Annotated in this window: 16 protein-coding genes; 15 read left to right on the top strand and 1 reads right to left on the bottom strand. The window is 63.5% G+C overall.

All coding sequences use genetic code 11. From position 1 onward, the window contains the following. The first annotated feature begins 9 nt into the window (after nt 1-9). The 6 genes from JFN91_RS12445 to JFN91_RS12420 all read left to right on the top strand — a co-directional run bounded on the left by JFN91_RS12445 (nt 10) and on the right by JFN91_RS12420 (nt 12,162). Nucleotides 10-4,407: a SprB repeat-containing protein gene (locus JFN91_RS12445; protein ID WP_199389517.1), complete on the top strand. Its 4,398-nt coding sequence runs from the start codon at nt 10-12 to the stop codon at nt 4,405-4,407. A 137-nt stretch (nt 4,408-4,544) separates the two neighbouring features. Continuing rightward, the gene (locus JFN91_RS22290; protein WP_199389516.1) at nt 4,545-5,075 is read left to right on the top strand and encodes an REP-associated tyrosine transposase; all 531 of its coding nucleotides are present in this window, start codon (nt 4,545-4,547) and stop codon (nt 5,073-5,075) included. Nucleotides 5,076-5,192: 117 nt separating this feature from the next. Beyond that, complete coding sequence (locus tag JFN91_RS12435; RefSeq protein WP_199389515.1) at nt 5,193-6,578, top strand: contractile injection system tape measure protein; 1,386 nt, start codon at nt 5,193-5,195, stop codon at nt 6,576-6,578. 10 nt (nt 6,579-6,588) lie between these two features. Continuing rightward, on the top strand, nt 6,589-10,197 hold the full coding sequence (locus tag JFN91_RS12430) for an eCIS core domain-containing protein (protein ID WP_199389514.1): 3,609 nt from the start codon (nt 6,589-6,591) through the stop codon (nt 10,195-10,197). Beyond that, entirely contained in the window at nt 10,194-10,823 is a 630-nt protein-coding gene (locus tag JFN91_RS12425; RefSeq protein ID WP_199389513.1) for a hypothetical protein, read from the top strand. Before JFN91_RS12430 ends, JFN91_RS12425 begins: the two co-directional genes overlap by 4 nt. Further along, a complete protein-coding gene (locus JFN91_RS12420; RefSeq protein ID WP_199389512.1) occupies nt 10,810-12,162 on the top strand; it encodes an ATP-binding protein in 1,353 nt (450 codons plus the stop codon). The genes JFN91_RS12425 and JFN91_RS12420 overlap by 14 nt, the downstream gene beginning before the upstream one ends. Nucleotides 12,163-12,274: 112 nt before the next feature. On the opposite strand, the gene JFN91_RS12415 is transcribed toward JFN91_RS12420, so the two are convergent. Beyond that, nucleotides 12,275-12,781 carry a hypothetical protein gene (locus JFN91_RS12415; RefSeq protein ID WP_199389511.1) on the bottom strand — a complete coding sequence of 169 codons (507 nt, stop codon included), beginning with the start codon at nt 12,779-12,781 and terminating at the stop codon, nt 12,275-12,277. Between the two features lie 181 nt (nt 12,782-12,962). Between JFN91_RS12415 and JFN91_RS12410 the strand changes: the two genes are divergently transcribed. The 9 genes from JFN91_RS12410 (at nt 12,963) to JFN91_RS12370 (ending at nt 24,935) form a co-directional block, all read left to right on the top strand. Further along, nucleotides 12,963-14,177 carry a molybdopterin molybdotransferase MoeA gene (locus JFN91_RS12410; RefSeq protein WP_199389510.1) on the top strand — a complete coding sequence of 405 codons (1,215 nt, stop codon included), beginning with the start codon at nt 12,963-12,965 and terminating at the stop codon, nt 14,175-14,177. Between the two features lie 320 nt (nt 14,178-14,497). Next, on the top strand, nt 14,498-15,328 hold the full coding sequence (locus JFN91_RS12405) for a c-type cytochrome (RefSeq protein WP_199389509.1): 831 nt from the start codon (nt 14,498-14,500) through the stop codon (nt 15,326-15,328). Continuing rightward, the gene (locus JFN91_RS12400; protein ID WP_199389508.1) at nt 15,328-18,936 is read left to right on the top strand and encodes a nitrate reductase subunit alpha; all 3,609 of its coding nucleotides are present in this window, start codon (nt 15,328-15,330) and stop codon (nt 18,934-18,936) included. The genes JFN91_RS12405 and JFN91_RS12400 overlap by 1 nt, the downstream gene beginning before the upstream one ends. 169 nt (nt 18,937-19,105) lie before the next feature. Next, nucleotides 19,106-20,560, top strand: a complete 1,455-nt coding sequence (narH, locus tag JFN91_RS12395; protein WP_199389507.1) for a nitrate reductase subunit beta — start codon at nt 19,106-19,108, stop codon at nt 20,558-20,560. Further along, nucleotides 20,557-21,102 carry a nitrate reductase molybdenum cofactor assembly chaperone gene (narJ, locus tag JFN91_RS12390; RefSeq protein WP_199389506.1) on the top strand — a complete coding sequence of 182 codons (546 nt, stop codon included), beginning with the start codon at nt 20,557-20,559 and terminating at the stop codon, nt 21,100-21,102. The genes narH and narJ overlap by 4 nt, the downstream gene beginning before the upstream one ends. Further along, on the top strand, nt 21,096-21,761 hold the full coding sequence (locus tag JFN91_RS12385; protein WP_199389505.1) for a respiratory nitrate reductase subunit gamma: 666 nt from the start codon (nt 21,096-21,098) through the stop codon (nt 21,759-21,761). Before narJ ends, JFN91_RS12385 begins: the two co-directional genes overlap by 7 nt. 287 nt (nt 21,762-22,048) lie before the next feature. Continuing rightward, on the top strand, nt 22,049-23,434 hold the full coding sequence (locus tag JFN91_RS12380) for a NarK family nitrate/nitrite MFS transporter (protein ID WP_199389504.1): 1,386 nt from the start codon (nt 22,049-22,051) through the stop codon (nt 23,432-23,434). 117 nt (nt 23,435-23,551) lie between these two features. Beyond that, entirely contained in the window at nt 23,552-24,289 is a 738-nt protein-coding gene (locus JFN91_RS12375) for a sulfite exporter TauE/SafE family protein (RefSeq protein ID WP_199389503.1), read from the top strand. A 265-nt stretch (nt 24,290-24,554) separates the two neighbouring features. Further along, the gene (locus JFN91_RS12370) at nt 24,555-24,935 is read left to right on the top strand and encodes an endonuclease domain-containing protein (protein WP_199389502.1); all 381 of its coding nucleotides are present in this window, start codon (nt 24,555-24,557) and stop codon (nt 24,933-24,935) included. Nucleotides 24,936-25,205: the final 270 nt, after the last annotated feature.

The following is a 25,205-nucleotide window of genomic DNA, read 5'->3' as shown; positions in this document are numbered from 1 at the left end:
TGCTGCGCGATGAAACCTTCACAAGATAACTTCCCGGTTTTCGAGACGAATCAGGTGCTCTCGTCCACCCACTTGAACCAGGTCTTCGACTACCTGGACGAGCAGGAGCGGCTCACCCGCGCCGACCTGATCGGCATCGGCATCGTCTGCGGGCTGGACATTTCGCTGTCGCAGGACGTCGACGGGGGGCTCGCGGTGCTGCTCACCAAGGGGTGCGGCGTCACCTCGCAGGGCTACCTGATCGTGGAACCTGAGGACGTGGCATTGGTGAGTTACCGGCAGTACCTGCCCCCCAGCGACCGCGCCTATCCCCCCTTCATGAAGGACGACAACCCGTATCCACTCTGGGAACTGTTCCCGGCGGGGGAGCCCGACACCACACTCCTCACGACGCCGCAGGGCTTTCTGGCCGACAAGGCGGTGCTCCTGTTCCTGGAACTGAAGAAGGAGGGTCTGCGCAACTGCAGCATGAACAACTGCGACGACAAGGGGAGCGAGGTCACCATCACCCTGCGCCGCCTGCTGATTGGCATCAGCGACCTCAAGGAGATCATCGCCAAGGCCAACGCCATCGAGGACAGCCTGAGCGTGACCGAACTGGCGGAGGCGCTCCTGGAGCGGCTGAACCTCCCGGAGCTGCACCTGCCCCGGGTGGACGTCCCCAACACCGCCCCCGCCACCTCGCAGGACGTCTACAACGCCTTCCATGCCGCCTTCACCTCGGAGAAGCTGGTGCAGCAGGCCCAGACTGCGCTCAGCGCCGCCTACGACGCCTTCAAGCCGCTGGTGGCACAGAAGTACCCGGACAACCCCTTTGCCGGGTTCACCGGCCGCTTCGGTTTCCTGGACAACGTGCCGGTCAACACGGTCCAGGTGAAATTCCTGCAGTATTACTACGACCTCTTCGACGACATCGCCCGCGCCCTGCGCGACCTCTCCCGCAAGGGGGCGGAGCTGTTCGCGGTCTGCTGCCCGCCGGAGATGCTCTTCCCGCGCCACCTGATGCTGGGCGTTTTGTTCCCGAACCAGGTGACCACCCCGGAGCTGTACCGGACACCGTTCTGGCCCTCCCCCGCGCTCTCCGGCGGTGAGGGACGGCTTTTGGAACTGGGACAGCTCTTCGCGCGCCTGGTGGAGATGGCGGCGCGCTTCAGCGACGCGCCCCCGCTGCCGCTTTCCGGCTTCTCGCGCCTGCCCGGAGACAGCGCCATCCGTATCACCCCGAGCCGGCTGGGGGACGGGCCGCTCTCCGGCAAGGCGATTCCGTACTACTACCTGTTCACCGGCGATCCCCCGCTGTACCGGCTCTGGGACCCGGACAAGACGCGCCGCAACCGGGCCAACCAGAATCTCGGCTACCGGTCCGACTCCTACCAGCCGCCGGCGCCCCCCTTCGTGACCCAGGCGCTGCGCTACGACCTGGAGCCGTACAACTTCCTGCGCGTCGAGGGGCACCTGGGCAAGAACTACCAGGGGGTGATGAGCACCCTTTTGGCGCTGAAGTCACGCTACCGCCTTCCCATCGAGGTGATCGCCCTACGTACCGGCGCCTTCGACGAAAACGTGCCGGTGGACCCGACCAAGGATGCCTGCCGCTTCCAGGACCTGGAGGCGTTGTACGAGACGGTCAAGGCGGAGACGACCTGCTTCATCTGTCTGGAGATCCAGTACTTTTACGCGCTACCTTTCGAGTCGCGCTCGAAGATCACCACGCCGGTCAAACCGCAGCTGTCCCTGCTGGCGCAGTGCGCCCCGGACTTCCTGGTACAGCCGCAGACGCTGGGGCGCCTGTTCGAGGATTTCCTCGCCAACCAGCCTGGCGGCGCCGTTCCCGAGATCGACCCCAACGTCATCATCAATTTCCTGAACAGCCAGAACGTCGGGCAGACCAACCTGATCATCTTCTACGTCATCGTCTACCTGGTGAAGCTCTACGGGGAGTTCACCCCGACCCTGGCGCAGTTGAACGAGGCATCCTTCGAGAAGCGCTACCATGACCTGGTGCGGGTAACCGAGGCGGTGGAGAAGGAGCGCGAGGGAGCGGCCGGGACCATCGACGGCACGGTGAACCTCTTGCGCTGGGAGGAGCTTGACGACCGGCTGGAGGCGATCCTGTACCAGTGCCGCCTGGACGTGATCAAGGCGCTGGAGGGGGAATACCAGGATCGGCTCCGGGAGGTGAAGCAGAAGCTGTACCTGAGTACCTTCCTGCGCGACAACCCCGGCATCCAGCACAAGGCCGGCGTGCCGCTGGGGGGGACCTTCATCGTGGTCTACCACGAGGCGCCGCCGAAGATATTCAGCCCCGGCCGGGGTATCGACCTGGGGGGCTTGCGCAACCGGTTCAACGTCGACGGCCGCCTCGGTGCAGGCCGCGTCACCACCATGACCTCACCGTCCGGCGCCACTTCGCTTTGTGCCGAGGTGGAACCGGCCGCCATGATGGACGCCTTCGACCGCATCGGCGCGCGGCCGGAATTGGCCGCGGACCCGGACATACGCCTCGTGCTGGGCGCCTTCACCGGGCGGGTACCCGATCCGGGTGTGGTCCGTCCTCCGCGGCCGGTGGCGGTCGACATCATTGAACAGGCGGTGGGCGAGCTTGCCGACGGCACGGTCATCGCCGACTTCTACCTCCCTTACCTCTGCTGCTCTGACTGTGCCCCGGTGCAGTTCGTGCTGCCGACACCCCCACTGGGCTTCTCACTGAAGATCGGCTGCACCAACGCCAACAACCAGGCCGAAGTGACCGTCACCCCGGAAGGAGGTGTCGCTCCCTACAGCATCAAGGTGGACCAGCAGGATTTCCAGCCACTGGATGGCGTGCTGGCGCTGGCAGCGGGGAGCCACACCCTGTCCCTGCGGGACCAGGAGGCGACCGTGTCGGCGCCGCAGACCATCGAGATCCCGCAGCGGCTGGTGTTGGGAGAGGCGAGGTTCGACTGCATCGGCGACACCGGGGCATACGTCGCCCTGTTCTCCATCAGCGGCGGCACCGCGCCGTACACGGCCAACCGCGGCACGGTGAACGGTACCGATTACGCCAGCGGCAATCTTCCGGTCGACACCGACATCGAGATCGACATCACCGATGCCCGCAACTGCAGTGCCTCCGTCACCTTGAGGCATTCCTGCGTGCAACCGCTGGCGTTTACCGCCAAGCCGAGCTGCATCGGAGCGGACGGTCAGGCCTCGGTGGAGATCACGGCCACCGGCGGCACAGCACCGTACCAGGTGCAGGTTGACACCGCGGCACCGTCACCGCTTACCGGCCCGGTCAAGCTCGGCGTGGGTGGGCACAATGTCAGCGTGCACGATGCTGCCGGGGCCGCCACGGCTTCCCAGACGGTGGTGATCGCACCGCAGTTGGTGCTGAGAGAGACCGATTTCACCTGCGAGGGTAACGCGAACTTCCGCTCTTTCATACGCATCGAGGGCGGCACACCGCCTTTCATGGCCAACAACCAGCCGGTCACCGGCAACTTCTTCAGCACCGATCCCATCCCGAGCGGAAACAGCTTCTCGGTCACGGTCGCCGACCACAACAACTGCAGCGCCACCATCCAGGTGCAGCACAGTTGCGAACAGGCCTGCGACCTCCCCTGTGGCGGCGAGTCGCGCCGGTGCGCTTACCGGCTCTGGGTGCAGCCGCCTTTCGGCGACGCGCGCTACGAGAGCTACCGGCAGGAGCCTGCGGTCCGGCTGCGGTTCAACGGCAGGGACATCAACCTGCGCACGGACGGGCTGCCGGTACCGGACGCCGGGCAATTGAACGGCAACTTCAACGACGCCATCGGCCGGTACGTGAAGGGACTCAACGATGTAGTGAACCAGGCGCTGGTGGAACAGGCGGGTGCGCTGCAGGGCCGCTTGATCATGAGTTACCAGCCGAGCGACGCGTACCCGTTCGCCGTTCTCTTCATCGAATACTTTGCCTGCGACAGCTTCGACCTCGAGTTCCGTTACAGCTATGCGCGGCCGAACCCCGCCTTCTCCATGCTGATCCGTTACAGCAACGAGCCGGACCCCGCCGGTGCGCCCTTCGACGGCGCCGTGTTCCTGAACCAGCGTCTGAACAAGGAGACCCGCGTGCCGTCGTTCGATTGCAGCGAGCGCAACCAGTGCACCAGGGTGGACTACCACAAGCTCTGCGATGGGCCGCAGCCGGAGCTGGACATGAACATCGCCCGCGCAGGGGACAACGGCATTGCACTGGAAGGGAAAGTGGGCAACATGCAGCCGACCGACGTGGTGGCCTGGGTGTGGGAACTGCCGCTGGCCAACAGCAGCGAGCCCTTCTACCAGGGAGAGAAAGTGGAGGTGCAGGTGCAGCACGCGACAGGTCCGGTGCTGCTGGCAGGCATTACGCGGAAGGGGTGTTTTGGTAGTACGAAGAAGGATTTGTAAGGGAGTCACACGGAATAGTTGCCATAACCGCTGCACGTGGCCTAAGGTCCCCCCCTTTGCGAAGGGGGGTTTCTCGTTCCCAAGCTCCAGCTTGGGAACGCAATGCGGTAGAAAGCTCCAGCTTTGAAGGAGTCGACGTGAGAAGCCGCTACAAAGCCAGTGACGTGAGCTGCCCTTACTTCGTCACGTCCACCATTGTGGAGTGGATCCCTCTCTTCACCTCGACGCGCTACTGCAGCATCGTCACCGACTCGCTGTGTTTTTGCAGAGAACGTAAAGGGCTACAGCTTCATGCCTATGTCATCATGGACAACCACGTCCATCTGATAGTAACCGCCCCGAATGCAACGGTATTCATGCGTGATTTCAAAAGCTTCACCGGCAAGAAGATTATAGAGTTCCTGGAAGCTGACAAAAAGAATTGGCTTCTGGGAAGGCTGGAATTCTTCAAGAAGGAGTACAAAACTGAAAGCCAGCACCAGGTCTGGCAGGAAGGATTTCATCCGCAGGTGATTTTCTCTGAGGAGATGTACCGGCAGAAGTTGGATTATGTACATTCAAATCCGGTACGCCGGGGAATCATCTCTTCGCCGGAGCATTGGGTTTACTCTAGCGCCTCCAATTACTTTCAGGGAGCGGGAATCATTGATGTTGATCAGAGCAGTTAAAGCTGGAGCTTCAACATCGACCGTACGTTCCCAAGCTGGAGCTTGGGAACGAGACTAAAAGACCTGTAAAGCGCCATCAGACTGGTCGGACTGGTCAGACAAAGGTGAAAGGCAGATATGTCACACGTGATTCAACAACAGCACCTGCACGTCGACTTCGACGGCCCGGAGGCCGAGGCGGCGGTGCTGCAGCGGCGCCTGCAGCGCTTCTGCAATGACTATCTGCTCCCGGTCATCGAGGTGACCCTGAACGAACAGGTCCCGGAAGACGAACACCTATTCCTGGAACAATTGGTCATCGACGCGGGCGCTATCCCACTGGAGCGGCTGGAGGCGGACTTGGCCCCTTCGATCCGCAAAGAACTGCAACAATCGCTGCGCGAGGAGCTTGCGGCGCCGCGGACAAACTCCCGGCGCAGGAACAGCGTGCAGGCCCTGACGGAGGTCTTCCTGCACTTCCTTGAACACGGCGCCCTACCCTGGTGGTTCCAACTCCCGACGGGAAAGGAGTTGGAGCAGGTACTGCTGGAATGCTGGCTGGAGGGAAACCTCCACGATGCTGTGGTCGTCGCGCTGGAGGATGCCCTGATCCCGCTTCGGAGGGAAGAGGCTCAAACACGGCTGATCCTGCAGTTCTCGGAGAGTTTCCGTGCGCTGCTGCTGCCACTCCTGGCCCCGCAGATCGGCAGTCGGGTCAGCGCAGCACTGGAAGAGTTGGCGCACATCGCACTGCCGGAGGCGGTCCTCTCCCGGATCCGCAATGCGGTCTGGCGACACGGTTTCGCTGCGGCCGCACATGGCATCAGCGCCACGGAATACGAACTCGTCTCGCGGGCCTTGCTGGTACTGCCCCTGTCGATCAGGGAAAACGAGGCGGTCATGGCGGCGTTGCAGCGGCACTGGCCGGCAGCGCCGCCAACCGTCAGCACGGTCGCAGCGGCAGTCGCGTCCGGCGACGGTACGTCCCGACATGAGCAATCGCCCCGCAAACAGGAAGAGGCAGCGCAGGACGGGATCTACGTCGACAACGGCGGCATCGTCCTCTTGCACCCCTACCTGAAGCAACTCTTCGAGGGGCTGGAGATCTGCAGTGAAGACCGCATGGTCGAGCCCGAGCGCGGCGTCGCGGTTTTGAATTACCTCGCCTGCGGTTCGCTGGACCAGCCGGAATACCGCCTGGCGCTGGCCAAGGTGTTATGCGATATCCCGCTCCATGCCTCGTTCCCCCGCAATGTCGAGCTGAGCGACCAGGGCATGGAGATGTGCGATTCCCTGCTGCAGGCGCTGGTCAAGCACTGGGGGGCACTGGGGAACAGCTCGCCGGATGGGCTGCGCGGCTCCTTCCTGATGCGGCCTGCGAAGCTCACCCTGCGCGGCAACGATGAATGGCTGCTGCAGGTGGAGAGGAACAGCTACGACATATTGCTGGACCAACTGCCCTTCAGCATCTCCATGGTGAAACTGCCGTGGATGCCGAAGCTTTTGTGGGTGGAGTGGAACTAGGAGAGCGGCGATGAAATCGTGCGCGGAAAAATCTTCCTCCAGTTCGACCAACGCGGCACAGCTGTCGAGGCAGCCCTTCATCGCGCCGACGCTGCAAAGGAAGCTGACAGTCAGCAAGCCGGGCGACAAGATGGAACAGGAGGCGGACCGCAGCGCCGACCGCGTCATGCGCATGGGGCAACCGGCAGAAGCTGGAGCCGAGCGGTTGGACCGACAGCAGGAACAGTTACCGCGACAGCAGGAGCAGTTGCCAAGGCCACAGGAGCAGTTGCCCAGGCAGGCAAACGAGGAGAAGCTGCAGCGCCAGGGGACCGAAAGACTGGAACGCCAAGAGGAGCGGCTGCAGAGGGAAGCAAAGAGCGACGAGCAACTGGGCCGGCAGGCAAAGCTAGGCCAGGGGGACGGCACAGGGGAGGAAAAGCTGGCCCGCGCGGATTCAGGTCCGGCGCCGGCCGTCAGCGATTCGGTGCAGTCGGCGGTCAAGGATAGCACCTCGGGAGGGCAACCTCTGGCAGGGCCGGTGCGCGACTTCATGGAGCCGCGTTTCGGGAGCGATTTCAGCGGGGTCCGGGTGCATAACGACGACCGCGCCGCCGGTCTCTCCGAAGATCTTTCGGCGCGTGCCTTCACCTATGGCAACCACGTCTTTTTCGCCCGCGACGCCTACCAGCCGGGAACGAGTGAAGGCAAGAGGCTGATCGCCCACGAACTGGCCCACACGGAACAGCAAGGCGCCGCTGTCGCCCGGCAGGGAAACCCGCATCGGGACAGGGACCAGCAGGGTCCTTCAGTCATGAGGGCTACGGCCCCGGCCGCGGCCAAGGGAGCGCCTCCTGCCGCGGAGGGACCGGTCAGTTCGGAGCTGGTCGATCTATCCTCCGCCGTTTTCGCCCCGTCGGAGAAAGTTAAAGCAGAGATCGAGGCGGCAAAGGGCAAAGGGCTGGAAGTACGCGTCATCGTCAAGGGGCTCACCAGCGAGGGACGGGTCAAAGTCCGGATGGACAGCAAGAAGAACCTGGACTCGATCGGCAAGGGGAGCATGCCCCTGCAGAACCCGTGGACCGACCAGTTGGGCGGCATGCACGTCAACTTCACCATCCGCAACAACGAGGTGAAGGACGGCTACGCCTCGCTCACCCCCAAGGGAGGCAACACCAACGACTGGCTGCGGGCGCTGCAGAAAAACTCGGAGCTGCTCGGCGGTCTCGGCCTCAGGGTGGAGAAACTTCCCAAGCCCATCAACAGCTTCGAGTCCGGGAAACTCACCCTGGGAGTCGAGGGGCTCAAGGTTGAGATCGGCGGCTTCCTGGACGCGAGCCTGAACCTCAGCGTCGAGAACGTGAGCAAGCCGAAGATCGACGCCAGCGCCACCGTCGACGTGAAGGGGGTGGTGAAGGGGGAGCTGCAGCTCGACAACACCAAGGGCTCCCTCGCCGGCCAGCTCACCCTCGCGGTGAACCACAAGTCCTTCAGCGGCATGGCGACCGTCATCTACAAGCCGGACGGCACGGTCGATATCGGCGGCAAGGCAGCCTACAACGCGGACAAGCTCTCCGGCGAGGTGGCCTTTGTCGCCACCGACATGGACTCGGCCAACAAGTTCGCCAAGGACGCCATCGCCGCTGCGGGGGGGAAGGAGAACATCGAGGCGACCGGCCCTCCCCCGCCGGTGCCGGCGCCCAAGCCGAACAACAAGACCCGCGCCATCGCCGCCACCGGGCAGCTGCAGTTTCACCTGACGCAGTGGTTCGCCGGAACGGTGTGGGTGGTGGTGGACGGGCGCGGGCTTCTGACCGTGGTGAGCAAGATCGCTCCACCGGGCGAGATCCCGCTCTTCCCGGAGAAGAACTTCGACCGGGAAATCGTCAAGTTCGAGGCCAAGGCGTACTACGGCATCCCCGTGGTCGGCAACCTGAACCTGTTCGCCAACATCAGCCTGACCGCCCTGGCGCGCCTGGGCCCGGCGAAGATCTACAACATCGAGATCCTGGGTACCTACTCCACCGATCCCGAGGTGCAGAAGTTCATCCAGATCTCCGCCTCGTTCAATATCTCGGCCTACGCAGGGCTCAGACTGCGCGCCGAGGGAGGCGCCGGGGTCGAGATCGCTTCGCACGATCTGAAGTTCGGCATCGGCATCCAGGTGGACGTGGGGCTCAAGGCGTACGCCGACGCGCGCCCGACCATCGGCTACCGTGATCCGGGGGTGTTTTACGTCGGCGGGACACTGGACATAGTGGCGCAACCAATGCTCGACCTGGGCGGCGACTTCTTCATCGCCCTGGAGACGCCGTGGTGGTCTCCCATCTCGGACCACCGCTGGACCTGGCCGCTGTTCGCCAAGCAGTGGCCTCTTTCCGACCCGGTCGGCATCAGCGCGGTGGTGAAGGAGTACGTGCTCGGCTCGGGGCAGGTGCCGGAGATCGAACTGAAGAAGCCGGAGTTCGATCCGTCCAAGTTCATGACCAGCATGGTGGACGACAAGCTGCCGGACAAGTCGGGCGGCAAGGGGAGCGGCAGCGGCAGCTTCAAGGATGACGGCAGTATCCCTCCCCCCACCATCCCACCCAAGAAGCCGGCGCCGAAAAAACCGGAGGCGAAGCCGACCAAGAAGGGGGCGAAACCTCCCGCCGGGACGAAATCGGCCAAGCCCGATCCCAAGGCGGCAAAGGATCAGGATGTGGCCAAGATCTTCCAGGCGGCGGCCAAGCCGCTGGGGGGACTTCGTGCCGGCGGCCCCTTCACCCGCGCGATGTTGGACGCGGAGCTGGGCAAGATCAAGGCTTCCGTAAAGGGGGTGAGCTTCGACATCCAGGCCAAGGGGGACAGCTGGATCGTCACACCCAAGGCGGGAGGGAAAAGCGCCAAACCGGTGCAACTGAAAGGGAAGAACATAGACAAAGAAGCCAAGGACGGCAAGAAGGACGAAAGGACGGAGGCGCAAAAGCAGGCCGACCTTGAGGCGGCACTGTCCGAGGCCAACAAGCTGTTGGACGATGAGAACAAGGACGCTCCGCAGATCACTATTGCCCTGGTGGTGATCAAGACGAAGTACAAGCTGACCGCGCTGGAACTGGTCGAGGCAACGGCGGACGAGGACGAGGTCTACGACTCGGTCCAGGGGAGCATTAATCCGAAGAAGGCTGGGCCCAAGAAGAAACGGCTCAAGAAACACAAGTCCGCGCTGGTCACCCGCAAGGGGCACAAGTACGTGTTGAAAGACGGGTACGACACCAAGGAAGTCATTCGCGACAGCTTCTACGGCAAGAGCTACCGCAAGGACGTCTACGAGTGGCGCGACGAACGGGTCAACAACCCGAACAAACTGCGGCACCCGACCAACCCGAAGCTGTACTGGTGGAAGAACCGGTACTGGGACAAGACCAAGACCTATGACGAGTCGCCCACGGTGGACCACAAGAAACAGGCGGTGGTCGACCACTGGAACAGCGACGGCAGGGACACCCACCAGGACGCTCGCAAAGACTATTTCAACGACATCAAGGGGCTCGATGTGGTGCCGTACCGTGAGAACAGTTCCATGGGGGCCAACCTCCCCGACAGCTACAAGAAGACGGTAACCATCAATTTCCGCGGGCCAGGAGAGGGACGAAAATGAGCATGCTATACCTGTGGCATCCTTCGGTAAGCGCAGATGGCACTGTGGTGGACTTCATCCTGACCAGGGGCGACTCCGACCAGGTGGGAGGCGGTTCGGAGAGATTCGTCAGCGCCCTGATCGGCGCCCTGGACATCGGTGCGCAACCGCTGAAGTGGGGCATCAAGCCGTACCGCTGCAACTACTACAGCGAGTACTGGGAGGAACAGGGGTGGGAGTCCAAGTGGGACTTCATCTGGCGGGTCACCCTCCACTTCCGGGTACAGGTCGCCATCCAGCCGCTCAAGCTGGGCTACCTGGGCATCGACGATATCGACGACTACTCCCCCGAGGTGGAGAGCTACAAGTTCGAACCCTTCTCCTGCCTTGCCGTCGGGGTCTTCGACTCGGAGAACAAGGCCAAGGAGACGGCCCGGAGGGTGATCAGCGACAAGGAACTGACGGCGGCGAGAAAGGAGGTGTCGGCACCCGACCCGGTGGTCCAGGTAGTGCGGGTAAACCACGGGGCCTTCCACCTGAGGGCCGCCCTCGGCTCGGGGGATGAGAAATTTTTCCATGGTGCGTACCCTGAGTTGGTGCTCTCGTTCCTGCAGACATCAGGAGCCGTGATCCATGCCCCGGCATAGTCCTCACCCACAGCATAGCGATGACGCGGTCAACCTCGAGTTGGCCCTGGATTGGCTTACTCAGCTGGTCACCGGCTATCTCCGGGTGCGGCTGGAGCAGGCCGAAGCATACCTCCCTCCGCCCCTGGAATTTTACAGTGAGGACTCGCCCATCGAGCTGTTCATCAAGAGCCAGGACCCCACCAGGGACGAGTTCGCCGTAGTGATGATCGCCCTGGCGCCCCACCTGCGCCCGGGGTTCTTCAACAAGATCCTGGGAAGGCTGATCCCCGAGGGGGGCGAGCTTGCCGAATTCGGCGGCGTGACCGGAGTCGATCAGCGCTCGATACTGCCGACCGGTGAGACGGCGCAGTTCATCCTGGCCGGGCATGACGTCAGGAGAAGGATCGAGGTGCAGCGCTTCTTCGCAAGCGACCATTGGTTTGCGAAGAAACGGATTCTTTGGCTGGACCAGGTGCGTCCCGGTGAACCGGCGATGGGCGGGCGACTCTGCATCGACCCGGAACTGGTGGAATGGGTCACCCTGGGCACGGTGGGGAGACCGCGTTTCGGTCCCGACTTCCCCGCCCAGGCGATAGAAACCGAGCTTGAGTGGGATGACCTGGTGCTGCATCCCGACACCCTGCGCCAGATCCGTGAGATCGAGAACTGGATCACCCACAACCGCACCCTGATCGAGGAATGGGGCATGGGGCGCAAGCTGCAGCGCGGCTACCGCGCGCTCTTCCACGGCCCTCCCGGCACCGGCAAGACCCTGACCGCGACCCTGTTGGGGAAGTACACCGGCAAGGACGTCTTCCGCATCGACCTGTCGCGGGTCATCTCCAAGTACATCGGGGAAACCGAGAAGAACCTGGCCCTTCTGTTCGAGAAGGCGGAGTTCAAGGACTGGATCCTGTTCTTCGACGAGGCCGACGCCCTGTTCGGCAAGAGGACCGACGTGCGCGACGCCCACGACCGATACGCCAACCAGGAGGTGTCGTACCTGTTGCAGCGCATCGAGCAGTACCACGGCCTGGTGATCCTGGCCACCAACCAGCGCAGCCATTTGGATCCGGCATTCGCGCGGCGCTTCCAGAGCATCATCCATTTTCCCATGCCGCGGCCGGAGGAGCGTTACCGGCTCTGGTGCAACGCCTTTCCGGCCCAGGTGGAGATCGCACCGGAGATCGACTGGCGGCAGATAGCGGCGCGTTACGAGTTGCCCGGGGCCGGGATCATGAACGTGACGCACCACTGCGCGCTGGAGGTGCTGGCAGACCAGACGCTGCGACTGGAACTGAAGCGGCTGGAGGCGGCGATTCTGAGGGAGTTTGTGAAGGAGGGGAAGGTTGTATGAGAAGGGTTCTTCCCCCCTCCCAACCTCCCCCCTCCGGGGGGAGGAGCCGTTTGACATCCCTCCCCTGGAGGGGGAGGTTTAGGGAGGGGGAACGGTTCGGCTGGGGCAAGGATCAGAAATTCCTGCTGTCGTACGCCCAATGCAACAGCGCCTGACGTTGTCTTCTGCGGCAGGTGAGCACACCTTCGGGGCAATTGTGCCTGATCTGGGCGATGTGACGGGTCATTGCCTTCCAGCGCTTGATCTGGCGCGCGTCGTCGGGGCACCTGCGCCCCATGTAATAGCGGCAGTACCACTGGAACCAGCCGCGTGGATCGTCGCTGTAGATCCACCCTTTCTCGCGCCAGTAGGAGAGCGGCTTGGAGGCGTTGACGCCGAAGAAGTTGTACTCCGGCACATGGCGCTCGTGGCAAAGGCGCGCCTTCTCAAACCACTCCTTCGGAAACTCATCCTGACAGTCGGTCATGTACTTGCCGCCGAAGACACCCATCTCCAGCATCTCTTTCGGCGTCAGGTCGGGCTTGAACTCCGGATGAAAGTTCTTCCCTGCCGGCTCGGTACGGTAATAGACGTACCCCTGCTGCATCATGTCATTGACGCACACTTTGATTTTTTCCACTGTGACTTGTGCTCCCAAGGCAGATCGGTAAAATATCCCGACCAAATGTACAATGGGCACAACCAGTGTCAAGCTGCGGAAATGTGTTGCAGGCGCCGCCCCGGTTTTGATACAACCGCCCCTGCTCCGATGCACCGCCGCGTCGGACCGGTATCAACCTTGTGAGGGAGGCAGCGCCGCCATGATCGGCATCGAAGAAGCTCAACGGATCATCCTGGACCAGGCCACTTCATTGGAGACGGAGAAGGTCACCGTCTTCCACGCCCTGAACCGGGTCACCCCGCAGGACCACGTCGCCCCCTGGGACATCCCCGCCGCGGACAACTCGGCCATGGACGGTTTCGCTTTCCTCTTTGCCGGGGTAAAAGAGAACCGGCTCAGGGTATGCGGCTTCCTCCCCGCTGGCGAGGTGCGCAGCGAACCGGTCCCGCCGGGCGAAGCGGTGCGGATCATGACCGGCGCCCCGGTCCCTCCGGGATGCGATACCGTGGTCCCCATCGAGGACGTCGAAGAAGACGGCGCATGGATCGTGCTGCGCGGCAAGGTCAAGGCGGGCGACCACGTACGGCAGCGCGGCGAAGACATAACCAGGGGGGACGTCGTCATCCCCGCCGGATCGCTGCTGCGTCCGCAGGAAATAGGGATGCTGTCCGCCATGGGGAGCACCTCTCTCGCCGTGCACCGGCGCGCACGCGTCGCCATTCTTGCCACCGGGGACGAACTGCTGGAACCGGGTTCGACGCCAGAACCGGGTAAATTGATCAACAGCAACAGCTACAGCCTCGCCGCACAGGTGCTGGATGCCGGTGGAGAACCGGTACTCTTGGGGATCGCCCGGGACACCCTGGAGGCCACCTGCGACAAGATCCGGGCGGGACTCAACGCCGACTTCGTGGTCATCACCGGGGGGGTCTCCGTAGGCGACCGGGATTTCGTGAAGGCCGCCATAGAGGAACTCGGGGGGAGCGTCAGTTTCTGGAAGGTGAACATGAAGCCGGGGAAGCCGCTCGCCTTCGCGATGCTGCAGGGAAAGCCGATCTTCGCCCTGCCGGGGAATCCGGTCGCCGCCATGGTCTCCTTCGAACTCTTCGTGCGCCCGACCCTGCTCAAGGCCATGGGGCACACCCGGGTGTTCCGCCCGGTGGTGCGGGCCGAACTGCAGCAGTCCGCCGCCAACAAGGGAAACCGCCCGCACCTGGTGCGCGGCATCGTGTCGCAGCACGAGGGGCGCTACCTTGTCTCCACCACGGGGAACCAGAGCTCCGGCCGGCTCTCCTCGCTCATCCTCGGCAACGGACTTATGAAACTGGCGCCGGAATCCTCGTATGCCGCCGGTGAACTCATCGACGTGATACTGCTGGACCGTAATTTCGAGATGACCTCCTTGCAAAACTGATCGCTCGTCGCATCCTTTCCTGCCCTTCCCTGCCCTACCTTGCCCGTCGCCCAGCGCGGCGGGGTGGTCTCCAAAACCGCCTCCGGCCGGCTTGTCTCCCCCCGCCTGCAAAACAGATCGCTGCTGCTATAATGAGTGGCGTCGCCATCCTCACCTCATTAGCTAATATTCCATCTCCACTTTTTTGATTTAGGTCAAGAACCTTAGCAAACTACTGTTCTAGAGTCTCCCCTATCCGAACTGTTTACAACATCGCCACCCGCTGCCACAGCCGTACCGGGATGGCGTATCGACACGCCAGAAGCTGAAGGAGAGCATCCATGTCCCAATCGTCGCTGTCGCCCGTCCGTTTTATCGTCGCAGTCATGTTGGTAGCAGCCGTTGCAGGGCCCGCCCGTGCCGACGGGGGGAAGGAACTGTTCGACAAGCACTGTGCCTCCTGCCACACCATAGGCGGCGGCGACGGCGGCGGCCCCGACTTGAAGGGGGTCGGCGCGAAGCACCCGGCTGAGTGGCTGGTGAAGATCATCACCGATCCGGGCAAGCTGACCGCCGAGAAGGATCCCGCCCAGGCGGAACTGGTGAAAAAATTCGGTTTCGAGATGCCCAACGTCGGGGTGAGCCGCGGCGATGCGGAGAAGATCGTCGCGTTCCTGGGAGGTGGCAGCACGCCCGCGGGCAGCGGCGCCAGCGCCGATAAAGGCGCTCCTGCCGCCGCAGCACCGGCCCAGGCCGTGGCGCCGCAGCAGCCGGCCGAGGTCGTGGTGACCAAGGAACTCCTTGCCACCGGCCGCGACCTTTTCACCGGCAAGCGGCGTTTCGCCAAGGGTGGCGCCCCCTGCGTCTCCTGCCACCGCTTCGACTACCCCGGCATCTACGGCGGCGCGCTGGCGGCGGACCTGACCAACCTGTACGGGAAGATGGGAGAGACCGGGGTGCGGGGCGTGCTGAAAAGCCTCAGTTTCCCGGTGATGAAGAAGATCTATGCGGATCGTCCCTTGACCGATGAAGAGTCCACGGCGCTGACCGCGCTGTTCAAGGACGCCGCCGCCAGAAAGCATGTTGCCAGCGATCCCTATCCCGCCGCAGGGCTTGGTTTCTTCGCCCTGTGCCTTGTCGCCGTGCTGCTGTTCAAGAGGAGAACCAAGTAATGTCACATAACAGGATCAAGGACGACTGCTCGGCGCATAACCGCCAGTGGGAAGAGCTGTACCGGAACCGGGCCCAGTACGACAAGGTGGTGCGCTCCACCCACGGCGTCAACTGTACCGGCGGCTGCAGCTGGATGGTGCACGTGAAGGACGGCATCGTCGGCTGGGAGCTGCAGGCCAACGACTATCCGCAGTTCGACGGCACCATCCCCAACCACGAGCCGCGCGGCTGCACCCGCGGCATCAGTTTCTCCTGGTATCTGTACAGCCCGCTGCGCGTGAAACATCCGTACCTGCGCGGCGCGCTCCTGGACCGCTGGAACGAGGCAAAGAAGATCCACGCGGATCCGGTCGAAGCCTGGGCCAGCATCGTCGAGAATCCCGAGTCGCGGGCATCCTACACCGGGCAGCGCGGCATGGGGGGCTTCCGGCGCGGTGACTGGGAGACGGTCACCGAGATCATCGCCGCTTCCAGCATCTACACGGCCAAGAAGCACGGACCGGACCGGGTGGTCGGCTTCTCCCCTATTCCCGCCATGTCCATGATCAGCTATGCGGCGGGGAGCCGTTTCCTGCAGCTCTTCGGCGGCGTCGCCATGAGCTTCTACGACTGGTACTGCGACCTTCCGCCGGCATCGCCGCAGGTCTGGGGCGAGCAGACCGATGTGAACGAGTCGGCGGACTGGTACAACGCCTCCTACATCGTGCTGTGCGGCTCCAACGTCCCGATGACCCGCACGCCCGACGCCCACTACCTCACCGAGGCGCGCTACCGCGGCACGAAGGTGGTGGTGATGTCTCCCGATTATTCCATGGCGAGCAAGTTCGCCGATGCCTGGCTCCCGGTCGAGCAGGGGCACGACGGCGCCTTCTGGATGGCGCTGAACCACGTGATCCTGAAAGAGTTCTACGCCGAGCGCCAGGTCCCCTTCTTCGAGGAATACGTCACCAGGTACACGGACTTCCCCTTCCTGGTCGAGCTGACGCCGGAAGGAGGCCAGCAAGGGGGACAGGCACCTGCGGAGCCAGTCCCCGTGTGGCGGCAGGGGGAACTGGTGCGGGCGGCGCGCTTCGAGCGCTCTGCCTCGCTGGAGCACGCGGAGTGGTGCCTGTGCGTCGCCGACAAGAGCGGCGAGGTGCGCGTCCCCAACGGCAGCCTCGGCTCGCGCTGGAGCAAGCAGGAGGGTAACTGGAACCTCGACATGATGGACGTGGTGGACGGTACCGCGATCGATCCCGCCCTCACCTTCCTCGGGCAGGAGACCCGCAAGGTGCTGTTCCGCTTCGAGGGAGAGAAGGACGCCGTGCGCGAGGTGCCGGTGCGCCGGGTACGGACGGCGGACGGCGAGATCGTGGTGACCACGGTCTTCGACCTGCTCATGGCACAGTTCGGCGTCTCCCGCGGCCTCTCCGGCGACTACCCGCACGGCTACGACTCCGATCTCCCCTTCACGCCCAAGTGGCAGGAAAAGCACACCGGCATCGACGCGGAGACCCTGATCAAGATCGCACGCGAATGGGGCCAGAACGGCGAGCAAAGCCGCGGGCGCAACATGGTCATCATCGGCGCCGGGGTGAACCACTGGTACCACAACGACCTCATCTACCGTGCGGCCATCACGGCGCTGATCCTCACCGGGAGCGTCGGCAGAAACGGCGCGGGACTCGCCCACTACGTCGGCCAGGAGAAGGTGGCGCCGCTCTCGCCGTGGACCTCGATCGCCATGGCGCAGGACTGGGTCAAGGGGTCCCGGCTGCAGAACACGCCCAGCTTCTGGTACATGCACTCGGACCAGTGGCGCTACGACCGCAACTTCGTGGATTACTTCAAGCCGGAAACCGGCGACCGGATGCCCATGCACGCTGCGGACTTCAACGCCAAGGCGGTGCGGCTGGGGTGGCTCCCCTTCGCGCCGCACTTCAACGCCAATCCGCTTGAGCTCATGAAGCAGGCGGCAGCAGAGGGGTGCGGGGATGACGACGCGGTCCGTTCCTGGCTGGTGGACCGGCTGAAGAACGGCAAGAACCGCTTCGCCATCGAGGATCCGGACGCAGCCGGCAACTCCCCCAAGGTCTGGTTCATCTGGCGCGGCAACGCCATCTCCGCTTCCGCCAAGGGGCACGAGTTCTTCCTGAAGCACGTGCTCGGTGCCCCCAATGCCAGCGCTACCGCCAAGGAAGTCGCCAAGGGACAGGTGCAGGACATCGTCTGGCACGACAAGGCGCCCGAGGCGAAGGTGGATCTCGTCGTGGACCTGAACTTCAGGATGGACACCTCGACCCTGTACTCGGACATCGTGCTCCCCGCAGCCACCTGGTACGAGAAGAGCGACCTCAATACCACCGACATGCACTCCTTCGTGAACTGCATGGACGCGGCCGTGCCTCCGTCCTGGGAATCGAAGTCGGACTGGAAGATCTTCAGCAAGATCGCCCAGAAGGTGAGCGAACTGGCGGCAACCCACCTGCCGGAGCCGGTGAAGGACGTGATCGCGGCGCCGCTGTTACACGATACGCCGGGAGAGATCGCCCAGCGCTCGGTCAAGGACTGGAAGCTCGGGGAATGCGAGCCGGTGCCGGGCAAGACCATGCCCAACCTGGCCATCGTCGAGCGCGATTACGTGAACCTCTACAACCGCTTCCTCTCGCTCGGCCCCAACATCGGGCACTTGGGATCGCACGGCAACTACTATGACGCGGACGACGAGCACGAGAAGCTGCTGAGGGAACTTCCCAACCGAAGCTGGAACGGCAAGAGTTACGTCGATCTGGCCGACGAAAAGGTGGTCGCGGACGCCATCCTGTCGCTGGCGCCGGAGACCAACGGCGAACTGGCGCACCGCGCCTACAAGAACCTGGAGAAGCGGGTCGGCAAGCCGCTGGCGCAGATCGCCGAGGGGGCACGCGAAATTCGCGTGAAGTGGGAGGATGTCACCCAGAAGCCGCGCCGGGTCATCAACTCGCCGATCTGGAGCGGGCTCGTCAACGGCGGACGCCCCTACTCTCCCTACACGCTGAACGTGGAGCACCTGGTTCCCTGGCGCACCCTTTCCGGTCGGCAATCGCTCTACCTGGACCACCCCTACTACCGCGAGTTCCACGAGGGGCTCCCCACCTTCAAGGGGAAACTGAACCCGGCGCTTTTGGACGAGACCGAGGGCGAAACGGGGCTGGTGCTGAACTTCCTGACGCCGCACGGCAAGTGGGGCATCCATTCGACCTACTCCGACAACCTCAGGATGCTCACCCTCTCGCGCGGCGGGCAGGCGGTCTGGCTGAACCACCTGGATGCGGCAGGGGCGGGCATCGAGGACAACGAGCAGATCGAGGTCTATAACGCCAACGGCGTCGTGGTCTGCCGCTCCATCGTTTCTTCCAGGATCCCGCGCGGCGCCGCGGTCATGTACCACGCGCCGGAGCGGACGCTGAACATCAAGAAGTCGAAGAAGAGCGGCAAGCGTGGCGGCGTGCATAACAGCCTGTCGCGGATTAGGCTGAAGCCGACGCTGATGCTCGGGGGGTACGCCCAGTTCAGCTATTACTTCAACTACTGGGGGCCAACCGGCGTGAACCGCGACAGTTACGTCGTGGTGAGAAAGCTCAAGTAGGGGCTGACGACGCACACCTCCCCCCGGTTCCACCTCTTCCCCCTCCCTAACCCTCCCCCTCCGGGGGAGGGGACTGGAACGGGGCGTGCACACCTCCCCCCGGAGGGGGGAGGCCGGGAGGGGGGAAGCCGGGGGGGAATCCCCAAAGCAACATTCCAAGGAGCCATATATGGATGTAAGAGCTCAGATAGTGATGGTGTTCAACCTGGACAAGTGCATCGGCTGCCACACCTGTTCCATCTCCTGCAAGAACATCTGGACCGACCGCAAGGGCGCCGAGTACATGTGGTGGAACAACGTCGAGACCAAGCCCGGCGTGGGCTACCCCCGGCAATGGGAAGACCAGGAGCGCTTCAAGGGGGGCTGGGTTGTTGACGGCAAGAAGCTGAAGCTGAAGGCAATGGGTAAAGGCCCCACCTTGGCCAACATGTTCTTCCAACCCAACATGCCCAAGGTAGAGGACTACTACGAGCCCTTCGACTTCGACTACGGCAACCTCGCCGGCGCCAAGGAGGGGAAGGACCAGCCGGTCGCCGAGGCGTTCTCCCAGATCTCCGGGAAGAAGATCGAGGAGATCCAGGGCGGGCCCAACTGGGACGACGACCTCTCCGGGTCCCAGGTGTACGCCGCCAAGGACCTGAACCTCAAGGACAAAAAGGTGATCGAGTCCTACGACTCGATGTTCATGCAGTACCTGCCGCGTATCTGCAACCACTGCCTCAACCCTGCCTGCGTCGCCTCCTGCCCCTCCCGCGCCCTGTACAAGCGTGGCGAGGACGGCATCGTGCTGGTGGACCAGGAGGTGTGCAAGGGGTGGCGCTTCTGTACCAGCGCCTGCCCGTACAAGAAGGTCTATTTCAACTGGAACACCGGCAAGGCGGAGAAGTGCATCTTCTGCTACCCGCGCGTGGAGACGGGACAGTGCAACGCCTGCGCCCATAGCTGCGTCGGGCGCATCCGCTACGTGGGCGTGCTCCTCTACGATGCCGACGCCGTGGAGGCGGCCGCCCTGAAGGGGGATGCCGAGCTCGTCGAGGCGCACCGCGAGGTGATCCTCGACCCGCGCGACCCGGAGGTGTGCCGAAAGGCCAAGGAAAACGGGATCTCCGACAACTGGCTGGAAGCCGCCGCAGCATCGCCGGTCTACACACTGGTGAAGGAATTCGGAATCGCGCTGCCGCTGCACCCGGAGTTCAGGACCATGCCAATGGCCTACTACATCCCTTCCCTTTCGCCGGTGCTATCCACCTGGGGAGACACCCATAAGCTCCTCGAGCACGGCATGATCCCGGCGCTGGAGACCTTGCGCGTACCGATCGGCTATCTGGCGAGCCTGCTGTCCGCCGGTAACGAAGGGGTTATCGAGGAGGCGCTCAAGAAGCTGATCGCCTTGAGGGTCCAGATGAGGGCGGAAAACCTGGGGCTGCCGGCGGACCCGGCACTGCTCCAGGAGGCAGGTCTCGACGAGGCGGCGGCAAAGAGGCTGTACCGGCTCTTCACGGTGGCCGGCTACAACGAGCGCAACGTCATCCCGCCCCAGCAGCGCGAGGAGGATGATCCGCAACGGCGCAAGCAGGAGGCCGGCTTCGGCATCCTCAAGAAGACCAGGGGAGGAAGCAAATGAGCATGCAGCAGAGTTACCATGCCCTGTCGCGGCTTTTCGAGTACCCGCAGCAAAGGGAGGAACTGCAGGAGTGCTACGACGCCCTCGCCTCCTACCTCAGGCGCAGCGGCATCGACGCCCGGGCTCACCTCTTTGGCGAGATGCTGAGCGGCTCCACCCTTGCCGAACTGCAGGAAGATTACGTGGCGCGCTTCGATTTCAACCCCGCGGCGGCACCGTACCTCGGGCACCACCTGTACGGCGACAACCAGAAGAAGGGTGGCTACATGATCCAGGTGAAACAGGAGTACGGCAGGCATGACTTCGAGGCGCCGGGAGACGAGCTGCCGGACCACCTGGGCGTGGTGCTGGCGTTCCTCGCGCACCTCGCCCGCCGCGGCGAGGACAGCTCCCGTCGCGAGTTCATAGGAAAACTGGTCCTGCCCGGCATCAACAAGCTGCTTGCGGCATCGGAGCAGCGCGACACGTCCCCGTGGCTCACCCTGGTCGAGGCGGCCGAGCTTTTGTGCAGCGCCGACTGCCGTGAGGAGGCAACATGCTGAACTCTTTGATCTTCATCGCCCTGCCCTACGTGGCCCTGGCGCTGCTGCTCCTGGTCACCCCGTACCGCTTTTTGAGCAACCGGCTGACCTGGACCGCCTATTCGACCCAGTTCCTGGAGCGCAAGGTGCTCTACTGGGGCATCAACCCGTGGCACTACGGCATCCTCCCCATCCTGCTGGCGCACATAGTCGGCTTTGCCTTTCCCGGCGTCTTCAAGCGCTTCCTCGGCAATCCCGAGACTTTGGTGGGCGTGGAAAGCGTGCTGTTCGGGCTGGGGGCCTTTGCCGTGCTTGGAGTGCTGCTCCTTTTGCTGCGGCGGGTGAACTCGGGGATGCTGAAGCGGGTGACCTTCAGTTCGGACTGGTTGATCCTGTACCTGCTGCTCTTCCAGGCCGGCACCGGGATCTACATCGGCTACTTCATGCGCTGGGGTTCACAGTGGTATCTGCACACGGCAGTGCCCTACCTCTGGTCCATCGTGTCGTTCCAGCCGCAGATAGATTACGTGGCCGACCTCCCGCTGGTGTTCAAGCTGCACGCGGCCTGCGCTTTCCTGATCGTGGCCGTGCTCCCCTTCACCAAGCTGGTGCACATGCTCTACCTGCCGGTCGATTTCCTGAAGGACCCGCCGCTGCTGTACCGGTGGCGGTCGAAATAATAGCTTTTGATAGCAGCATCAGCTTCCCCCTCCCTGTCCGTCCCCCTCTAGGGGAGGGAACGTGGCGCCGGGTGAGCAACATTCATTGCATCTCATAGCTTCTGCAGACTGGAGAGCCTCCCCCCGGAGGGGGGAGGTTGGAGGGGGGCAGCTTGGCTGTGGCAACGGCTTTCCCCCTCCCTGTCCCTCCCCCTCCGGGGGCGGGAACGAGATGGCAGGGACAGGCGGGAATGCAGCAATTGTGTATCTGATCTGGACATTTGGTCTGAAAATCTATGGGAGGGAAGATGTCTTCACGCGTACTGGCAGTATGGGCCCCGGAAGATGCGCAGCTCTGGGAGGAGCAGGGTAAGGCGGCGGCCTACCGAAACTTGTGGATCTCGATCCCCGCCCTCTTCCTTTCCTTTGCGGTCTGGATGGTCTGGAGCGTGGTCGTGGTGAACCTGCAGTCGATCGGCTTCGCCTTCGACGCGGACAAGCTGTTCTGGCTGGCCGCGCTGCCGGGGCTCTCCGGCGCGACGCTGCGCATCTTCTATTCCTTCATGGTCCCCATCTTCGGCGGCAGGACCTGGACCACCATCAGCACCGCGTCGCTGCTGATCCCGGCGGTCGGCATCGGCTTTGCGGTGCGGGACCCGAACACGAGCTACAGCACCATGCTGGTGCTGGCATTTCTGTGCGGCCTGGGCGGCGGCAACTTCGCCTCCAGCATGTCCAACATCAGCTTCTTCTTCCCCAAAGCGCTCAAGGGGACGGCACTGGGGCTGAACGCGGGCCTCGGCAACCTCGGCGTCAGCGCGATGCAGTTCCTGGTGCCGCTGGTGATCACCGGCGGGATGTTCGGCGCCCTGTGCGGCGGCCCCCAACTCTGCGTCGTCAAGGGGGTCGCCACCTCGGTCTGGATGCAGAACGCAGGCTTCGTCTGGGTCCCCTTCATCGTCCTTGCCACCCTGGCCGCCTGGTTCGGCATGAACGACATTGCGGATGCCAAGGCTTCCTTCAAGGAGCAGTCGGTCATCTTCAAGCGCAAGCACAACTGGATCATGTGCTGGCTCTACCTGGGCACCTTCGGTTCGTTCATCGGCTATTCCGCCGGGCTGCCGCTGTTGATCAAGTCGCAGTTCCCTGCCGTCAGTCCGATGCAGTACGCCTTCCTCGGGCCCCTGGTCGGGGCGCTGTTCCGGCCGGTCGGCGGCTGGATCGCGGACAAGCTCGGTGGCGCCCGGGTCACCTTCTGGAACTTCGTGGCCATGACCGCAGCCGCCTTCGGTGTGCTGCACTACCTCCCGAGCCAGGGGAACCCGGGCAGTTTCTGGGGCTTTCTGTCCATGTTCATCCTGTTGTTCGTCACCACGGGCATCGGCAACGGGTCCACCTTCAGGATGATCCCGGTCATCTTCCTTACCGAGCGCCAGCGCGCGGCGGGCGACGTAAGGCGCGAGGCCCAGGCGAAGGCTGCTGCAGAGGCGGGAAAGGAAGCCGCCGCCGTGCTCGGCTTCTGCTCCGCGTTCGCAGCCTACGGCGCCTTCTTCATCCCCAAGGCGTTCGGAACGTCCATCGCCCATACCGGCGGTCCTCAGGCGGCCCTGTGCGGCTTCCTCGCTTTCTACCTGAGCTGTATCGCGCTCACCTGGTACTGGTATTCGCGCAGGAATGCGGAGATGCCTTGTTAGAGGGGAGCGTAGGACAGCGTGGTGAAAGTGTGGTATCTTCTCCCGGTGCCTGAACGGTCAACCTGACGACAACACTGATGGTCCGGGCGCCGAGCCGCCGGACCGCCAGAGGGTTATATGATCCTGGAACTGCTGATACCGATGTTGTTGTGCACCCTGCTGGTCGCGGTCCTCTACTCCTGCGTCGGGCACGGCGGCGCGTCCGGGTACATCGCGGTGCTGGCGCTCTTCAGCGTGGCGCCGGAGGTATTCAAGCCCACGGCGCTCACCCTGAACCTCCTGGTGGCAGGCATCGCAACCTTTTCCTTTGCCCGCGCCGGGCATTTCTCGTGGCGCCTGTTCTGGCCTTTCGCGGTGACCTCGATTCCCTTCAGCTTCCTGGGTGGCTACCTCACCCTCCCCTCGCACATCTACCGGCCGCTGGTCGGGGCGGTGCTGCTACTCTCCGCATCGCGCCTCTTGCTGCAGAAAAACCACGCTCACGTGCGCACGAATCCCCCTGCCACCCTGACCGCCATGGTCATCGGTGCTGCGTTAGGGCTTCTCTCCGGACTGACCGGCGTTGGGGGCGGCATCTTCCTGAGTCCGCTCCTGTTGCTGTGCAAGTGGGGTGAACCGAGGGAGGTCTCGGCGGTGGCCGCGCTCTTCATCCTGGTGAACTCATGCGCGGGACTGCTGGGGCATCTGAGCGGGGTGCAGGCGATTCCGAGCTATGCACCGTTCATGGCGGGGAGCGCGCTCCTGGGGGGCGTGATCGGCTCGCTGCTCGGTAGCCGCCACCTTCCCGTCCCCGCCATCATGCGGGTCCTTTCCCTCGTCCTCGCCATAGCCGGATTCAAGCTGCTGCTGGTTTAGTGTGAGTCCTCACCCCTGCCCTCTCCCGGAGGGCGAGGGGGGGACGCATGGCGCTTGAGGTTCCCTCTCCCCATGGGAGAGGGTGGCCAAAGGCCGGGTGAGGGGTGTTGCCACTTGGCACCATGCAGCCTCACTGCAAGGCCCTCACCCCTGCCCCTCTCCCAAAGGGCGAGGGGGTGGACGCAGAGCAGAGAACAGAGCAACTCATATCCCACTGAACCCACAGCACTCCCTCTCCCTCTGGGAGAGGGCCGGGGTGAGGGCGATGCCACAGGCGACCCATTTGAAACTTCCGGAAAGGCTGCGTGATTTCGCGCACTCCCTGAGAGGCAAGCAGACTGATGCGGAAAGCCTGCTTTGGCTGCTGCTGAGAAACAGAAGAATGGGGTTCAAGTTTCGCAGACAGCACCCAGTCGCCGGATACATCCTCGATTTTTATTGCCACGAGGCAGGGCTGTGCATAGAGCTCGATGGTGGTCAACACAACGAATCCAAATCAGTTGCAAAAGACGAGCAGAGGACAGAAAAACTGAGGATGTTGGGAATTCAGGTGCTGAGGTTCTGGGACGATGAAGTGCTCAGAGATGTGGAGGTCGTGCTTGAAAGGATTTACCTGGAGTTGGTGAAGGACGTGCGAGGCAAGTGACCCCTCACCCCTGCCCCTCTCCCGGAGGGCGAGGGGGTGGACGCATGACCGCTCCAGGTTCCCTCTCCCCCAGGGAGAGGGTGGCCAAAGGCCGGGTGAGGGGTGTTGCCACCTGGCACCTTGTGGCCTCACTGCAAGGCCCTCACCCCTGCCCCTCTCCCAAAGGGCGAGGGGGTGGACGCATGACCGCTCTAGGTTCCCTCTCCCCCAGGGAGAGGGTGGCCAAAGGCCGGGTGAGGGGTGTTGCCACCTGGCACCTTGTGGCCTCAC

Origin of the sequence: Geomonas anaerohicana, from assembly GCF_016458305.1 — a bacterium.
Classification (GTDB): domain Bacteria; phylum Desulfobacterota; class Desulfuromonadia; order Geobacterales; family Geobacteraceae; genus Geomonas; species Geomonas anaerohicana.
Note: the sequence above shows the minus strand (reverse complement) of the source record. Positions and strands in the feature narration are given on the sequence as shown.

What these genes read in the sequence shown, in the direction of transcription:
- JFN91_RS12400 (WP_199389508.1), top strand. Translation starts at nt 15,328, where the DNA reads ATGTCACATAACAGGATCAAGGACGACTGCTCGGCGCATAACCGCCAG.
- JFN91_RS12435 (WP_199389515.1), top strand. Translation starts at nt 5,193, where the DNA reads ATGTCACACGTGATTCAACAACAGCACCTGCACGTCGACTTCGACGGC.
- JFN91_RS12405 (WP_199389509.1), top strand. Translation starts at nt 14,498, where the DNA reads ATGTCCCAATCGTCGCTGTCGCCCGTCCGTTTTATCGTCGCAGTCATG.
- JFN91_RS12410 (WP_199389510.1), top strand. Translation starts at nt 12,963, where the DNA reads ATGATCGGCATCGAAGAAGCTCAACGGATCATCCTGGACCAGGCCACT.
- JFN91_RS12380 (WP_199389504.1), top strand. Translation starts at nt 22,049, where the DNA reads ATGTCTTCACGCGTACTGGCAGTATGGGCCCCGGAAGATGCGCAGCTC.
- JFN91_RS12420 (WP_199389512.1), top strand. Translation starts at nt 10,810, where the DNA reads ATGCCCCGGCATAGTCCTCACCCACAGCATAGCGATGACGCGGTCAAC.
- JFN91_RS12370 (WP_199389502.1), top strand. Translation starts at nt 24,555, where the DNA reads ATGCCACAGGCGACCCATTTGAAACTTCCGGAAAGGCTGCGTGATTTC.
- narJ (WP_199389506.1), top strand. Translation starts at nt 20,557, where the DNA reads ATGAGCATGCAGCAGAGTTACCATGCCCTGTCGCGGCTTTTCGAGTAC.
- JFN91_RS12445 (WP_199389517.1), top strand. Translation starts at nt 10, where the DNA reads ATGAAACCTTCACAAGATAACTTCCCGGTTTTCGAGACGAATCAGGTG.
- JFN91_RS12425 (WP_199389513.1), top strand. Translation starts at nt 10,194, where the DNA reads ATGAGCATGCTATACCTGTGGCATCCTTCGGTAAGCGCAGATGGCACT.
- JFN91_RS12430 (WP_199389514.1), top strand. Translation starts at nt 6,589, where the DNA reads ATGAAATCGTGCGCGGAAAAATCTTCCTCCAGTTCGACCAACGCGGCA.
- JFN91_RS12375 (WP_199389503.1), top strand. Translation starts at nt 23,552, where the DNA reads ATGATCCTGGAACTGCTGATACCGATGTTGTTGTGCACCCTGCTGGTC.
- JFN91_RS12385 (WP_199389505.1), top strand. Translation starts at nt 21,096, where the DNA reads ATGCTGAACTCTTTGATCTTCATCGCCCTGCCCTACGTGGCCCTGGCG.
- narH (WP_199389507.1), top strand. Translation starts at nt 19,106, where the DNA reads ATGGATGTAAGAGCTCAGATAGTGATGGTGTTCAACCTGGACAAGTGC.